The sequence below is a fragment of the Schnuerera sp. genome, assembly GCF_035459645.1.
Lineage (GTDB): Bacteria > Bacillota > Clostridia > Tissierellales > Tepidimicrobiaceae > Schnuerera.
Map to the genome: position 1 here is coordinate 1 of NZ_DATHXO010000242.1, position 4,793 is coordinate 4,793.

The 4,793-nt window shown below is 31.0% G+C and carries 7 protein-coding genes; all 7 read left to right on the forward strand.

Annotated elements, in window-relative coordinates; translation table 11 throughout:
- Window positions 1-51 precede the first annotated feature (51 nt).
- The 7 genes from VK998_RS05675 (at window position 52) to VK998_RS05705 (ending at window position 4,548) form a co-directional block, all read left to right on the forward strand.
- A complete protein-coding gene (locus VK998_RS05675; RefSeq protein ID WP_325226443.1) occupies window positions 52-237 on the forward strand; it encodes a spore coat associated protein CotJA in 186 nt (61 codons plus the stop codon).
- Complete coding sequence (locus VK998_RS05680) at window positions 230-487, forward strand: spore coat protein CotJB (RefSeq protein WP_325226444.1); 258 nt, start codon at window positions 230-232, stop codon at window positions 485-487. The genes VK998_RS05675 and VK998_RS05680 overlap by 8 nt, the downstream gene beginning before the upstream one ends.
- Window positions 488-501: 14 nt before the next feature.
- The gene (locus tag VK998_RS05685) at window positions 502-1,074 is read left to right on the forward strand and encodes a manganese catalase family protein (protein ID WP_325226446.1); all 573 of its coding nucleotides are present in this window, start codon (window positions 502-504) and stop codon (window positions 1,072-1,074) included.
- Between the two features lie 186 nt (window positions 1,075-1,260).
- Window positions 1,261-1,806 carry a rubrerythrin family protein gene (locus tag VK998_RS05690; RefSeq protein ID WP_325226448.1) on the forward strand — a complete coding sequence of 182 codons (546 nt, stop codon included), beginning with the start codon at window positions 1,261-1,263 and terminating at the stop codon, window positions 1,804-1,806.
- Between the two features lie 164 nt (window positions 1,807-1,970).
- The gene (locus VK998_RS05695; protein WP_325226450.1) at window positions 1,971-2,234 is read left to right on the forward strand and encodes an HPr family phosphocarrier protein; all 264 of its coding nucleotides are present in this window, start codon (window positions 1,971-1,973) and stop codon (window positions 2,232-2,234) included.
- 11 nt (window positions 2,235-2,245) lie between these two features.
- Window positions 2,246-3,952, forward strand: a complete 1,707-nt coding sequence (ptsP, locus tag VK998_RS05700; protein ID WP_325226452.1) for a phosphoenolpyruvate--protein phosphotransferase — start codon at window positions 2,246-2,248, stop codon at window positions 3,950-3,952.
- 290 nt (window positions 3,953-4,242) lie between these two features.
- Entirely contained in the window at window positions 4,243-4,548 is a 306-nt protein-coding gene (locus VK998_RS05705; protein WP_325226454.1) for a hypothetical protein, read from the forward strand.
- Window positions 4,549-4,793 lie beyond the last annotated feature (245 nt).

Here is a 4,793-nt window from a genome sequence, read left to right on the forward strand (position 1 = left end):
AACGTACTATATATTGAAAAGAAATAATATTTACATGAGGGAGGATTCTAAATGAGTGGAGATTTTTATGAAAGAGGAAAAGAAAAACAACTAGCCAGGGTCTATATACCATTTCAAATTATGAATCAAGTATATAGTCCAAGTGAAGCACTTAAAAAAGGCACTCTATTTCCTGAATTGTATATGCCATATAAGAAGGAAAAGATGAGTTTAAGTGGAGGTGGATTTTATGGATAGGGAACAGCAAATATTGTTAAAGGAAATAATGGAGATAAGCTTTGTATTAGTCGAAACTAGTCTTTATTTAGACACCCATCCAACAGATGAAAGAGCACTAAGACTTCATAATGCCAATTCTCAAAAATATAGTGAACTATTGTCATTATACCAAGCAAGATATGGTCCATTAAAATACACTGGAATGAGCGGTTGCCCTTGGGCTTATATTAACGGACCTTGGCCTTGGGAAATAAACTTTGATATCTAATAGGAGGGAAAATTATGTGGATTTATGAGAAAAAATTACAATATCCTGTTAGAGTAGATACTACTAATCCAGCTCTAGCGGCTATGATAATAGAACAGTTTGGTGGTGCAGATGGGGAATTATCAGCAGGAATTAGATACTTAACCCAGAGATGGACTATGCCTACCAATCAAACAAAAGCTCTGTTAACAGATATAGGCACAGAAGAACTAGCTCATTGGGAGATAATAGGGACATTAGTATGGAAGCTAGTAAAAGACGCTTCAGTAGATCAAATTAAAGGAACACCTTTTGAAGCTCATTATGTGAATCACGGTAAAAGTCCATTTCCTCATAATGCTGCAGGGGTTCCATGGACTGCAACATTTTTAAATTCTAAAGATGATCCTGTAGCAGATCTTCATGAAGATATGGCAGCAGAAGAAAAGGCAAGGGCTACTTATGAGTGGCTTATAAATATAAGTGATGATCCTGGAGTTACCGATACATTAAGATTTCTAAGAGAAAGAGAAGTAGTCCATTTTCAAAGGTTTGGAGAAGCTTTGATGATAGTACAGGATGAATTAAATAGGAAGAAATATTATTAAAGTCAATGGTGAAATAAAAATAGCCTTGAATATCCCCAGTTAGATGTTTCATCTAACTGGGGATATTTAATATTTTTTTGCGATTATAAAATTACAAGTATTACCCCTAGACTTATTTGTTTAAAAAGGATATAATAAGGTATATATATTATTGAAAATAATATATTTATGAAGGGGGAAGTACATATGAACGCAATGACAGCAGACAATTTAAGGTCAGCTTATGGCGGTGAAAGCCAAGCACATATGAGATATAGAATCTGGGGTGACAAAGCTAAAAAGGATGGTTACCCAACAGTAGCAAGATTATTTATGGCAACTTCTGATGCAGAAGAAGTACATGCTACTTTACATTTTAAAGCTTTAAAAGATGAAAAAGGTGACTTTTCTGTAACATCAGGAGCTGGATTTGGTCTTGGTACAACATCCGAGAACCTTCAAGGTGCAATCAATGGAGAATTATTTGAAGTTGAACAAATGTATCCAGCATACATAGCTGTAGCTGAAATGCAAAATGAAAAGGCAGCTATTTCAGCTATGAGATATGCTATTGAAGCAGAAAAAGTGCATGCTGAGTTATTTACCAAAGCAAAAGAATCTGTAGACCAAGAGAAAGATTTGGAAGCAAAAACCGTATTATTATGTCCTGTATGTGGATTTATCAGTTTAACTGGTGAAGAAGACAATTGCCCACTATGTAATGCTAAAAAAGAATTATTTAAAGAATATTAGTAAGGTGCCATTTGGCACCTTACTTTTTTATGCAAACCTTTTCATTTAGGTACAAATTCCCAATATATTTAAATAATTGGAAATGGTTATAAGCATAATAAATATGCTTAACAAAATAAATTATTTCAAATTAGTTAAAAAAAGTTATTAAGGAGGAATAAATAATGTACAAAGAAGAAGTAACATTGAAAAATGAGACAGGGCTTCATGCAAGACCAGCAAGTTTATTCGTAAAGGAGGCCTCTAGATTTACATCTGATATAACTGTAGTGAAGGATGGAAAAGAATATAATGCTAAGAGCATTATGGGTATATTAAGTATGGGAGCAGGTAAAGGAGATACAGTTTTAATACAAGCAGAAGGTAGTGATGCTGAGGATGCTGTAAAGGCATTAGTAAAACTAGTCAATGATAATTTTAATGAATAGGAGGCATTCATATGAAAGCCATAGGAACCTCATCAGGAATTGCTTTAGGCAAAGTTTTAGTATATAAAGAACCTGAAATCATAATAGAAAAAAATAAAGTTAAAGATACAGACTACGAGATTGAAAGATTAGATAAAGCTATTGAACAAGGGCTTATGGAAATTCATGAATTATATGAGGAAACTTTTAAAACAGTAGGAGAAAAAGAAGCAGAAATATTTAATGCTCATAAAATGATGATAGAAGATCCAGAATTTATTAATAGTGTAAAGTCTAAGATAAAAGATGAAATCGTTAACGCGGAATGGGCTGTTAAAGAAGTATCGGATCATTATATATCATTATTTGACAATATTGAAGATGAATATTTAAAAGAAAGAGCCTTAGATTTAAAAGATGTATCCAAAAGATTGTTAAGAATATTATTAGAAATAGAAGGTGCAGATTTAAAATCTATAAAAGAAGAGTCCATTATAGTAGCTGAAGACTTAATACCATCTGATACAGCTCAAATGAACAAAGAAAAGGTAATAGGTATAGTAACTGAACTAGGAGGCAAAACTTCCCATACATCCATTATGGCTAGAACTTTAGAAATACCAGCAGTAGCAGGTGTAAGGGATATAACTAATATAGCTAAAAATGGAGATTTTATGATAATCGATGGAGGAGAAGGAGTTGTATTATTAAATCCTTCTGAAGAAGAAATAAAAACTTATAAGGAAAAGAAAAAAGAATATGAAGAATTCAAATTAAAGACTAGGGAAATGAAAGGCAAAGATAGTATATCAAAAGATGGAATAAAAGTGGAGATAGCTGCTAATATAGGTACTCCTAAAGATGTAGATAAGGTTATAGAAAATGACGGAGAAGGAGTAGGATTATATAGAACAGAATTCCTATATATGGATAGTGATAAATTGCCTACAGAAGAAGAACAATTTGAATCCTATAAAATAGTAGCTGAAAGGTTAGAAGGGAAACCAGTTGTAATTAGAACCTTAGACGTTGGTGGAGATAAAGATATTCCTTATTTAAATCTTCCAGATGAAATGAATCCATTTTTAGGATATAGGGCCATTAGGCTTTGTCTAGATAGAACAGATATATTTAAAACCCAATTAAGAGCTTTATTAAGAGCCTCTGCTTTTGGAAATATAAAAATCATGTTTCCTATGATATCCAATATAAAGGAAATAAGGGATAGTAAAAAGATATTAGAAGAAGCTAAAGATGAATTAAGAAAGGAAAACATCCCCTTTAATGAAGATATAGAAGTAGGTATAATGGTTGAAATACCAGCTGTGGCAATTCATTCAGATATATTTGCAAAGGAAGTAGATTTCTTCAGCATTGGAACCAATGATTTAATTCAATATACAGTAGCAGTAGATAGAGGAAATCAAGATATATCTCATCTATATAATCAATATCATCCTGCTGTATTAAAATTAATAAAAATGACTATAGAAAATGGTCATAAAGCAGGTATATGGGTTGGTATGTGTGGAGAAGCAGCAGGAGATAAGAAACTAATACCTTTATTATTGGCCATGGGATTAGATGAATTCAGCATGAGCTCATCTTCTATGTTAGAAGCAAGATATATAATCAATAATATATCTAAAAAAGAAATACAATCAATGTTAGATGAGATTTTAAGCTTACCTACAGCAGAAGATGTAGAAAAGTTTATTGATGAAAATATAATAAAATAATCTCTAAAACCTATATTTATATTTCAATATAAATATAGGTTTTTTTATAGAAATTTTCAAAAAATCTTTGACAAAAGTTGGACAATATAGTACATTATAGATAGTAAACTAATTTACTAGGAAAGAGTGGACTTTATAATATATAATTCAGATAGATTTGACAAGAGATAGAAAGAACAAATAAATTAAACTTTAACAAATATAAATACATGGAAATTTATTCGGAAATAGATTTGATTAGAAAGTATTAAATAGCCTAGGTAAATTATAAAAGATAGGAGGGGAGTGAAATGAAAAGGAAGATCAAAATTATAGCATTATTCATAGTTATAATGGCAACATTTTCTAAAGCCACATATGCATTTAAATCAGAAGACATAGGCGAAAAAAATATGGATTTTATACAAGAACCAATGCATGAAACGTGCTGTGACAATATGGGAACTAGATATAATTACACTACAAGACATACTAGGGTAGACAGACCAAATTCGGAACTCAATTGCAGAGTAGATGAGGTAAGAATAGAGTTTTGTACAGGATGTGGTACTTGGAAAGGAAGTGAAATAATAAAAAGTTATTATCATATCCACTAAATGAAACTAATTAAAAACTATGATTAGGAATTTATTCCTAATCATAGTTTTTTAGAAATATTATGGTATGTAGTATATTGAAAATATTATAAATAAAATAATTAAATATACGGAAGGAGATGCATATATGTGGAAAAAAACAGATCTAATTATTCTACTAACATTAATTCTAACGATTCTCCTAACAGGCTGCACTAATTCGCAAACCTTTTATTTATCCCAATATTCAACAATAAAAGATACTT

Coding starts and splice junctions, on each gene's coding strand:
- VK998_RS05695 (WP_325226450.1), top strand. CDS start 1,971: ATGTACAAAGAAGAAGTAACATTGAAAAATGAGACAGGGCTTCATGCA.
- VK998_RS05705 (WP_325226454.1), top strand. CDS start 4,243: ATGAAAAGGAAGATCAAAATTATAGCATTATTCATAGTTATAATGGCA.
- VK998_RS05690 (WP_325226448.1), top strand. CDS start 1,261: ATGAACGCAATGACAGCAGACAATTTAAGGTCAGCTTATGGCGGTGAA.
- VK998_RS05685 (WP_325226446.1), top strand. CDS start 502: ATGTGGATTTATGAGAAAAAATTACAATATCCTGTTAGAGTAGATACT.
- VK998_RS05675 (WP_325226443.1), top strand. CDS start 52: ATGAGTGGAGATTTTTATGAAAGAGGAAAAGAAAAACAACTAGCCAGG.
- VK998_RS05680 (WP_325226444.1), top strand. CDS start 230: ATGGATAGGGAACAGCAAATATTGTTAAAGGAAATAATGGAGATAAGC.
- ptsP (WP_325226452.1), top strand. CDS start 2,246: ATGAAAGCCATAGGAACCTCATCAGGAATTGCTTTAGGCAAAGTTTTA.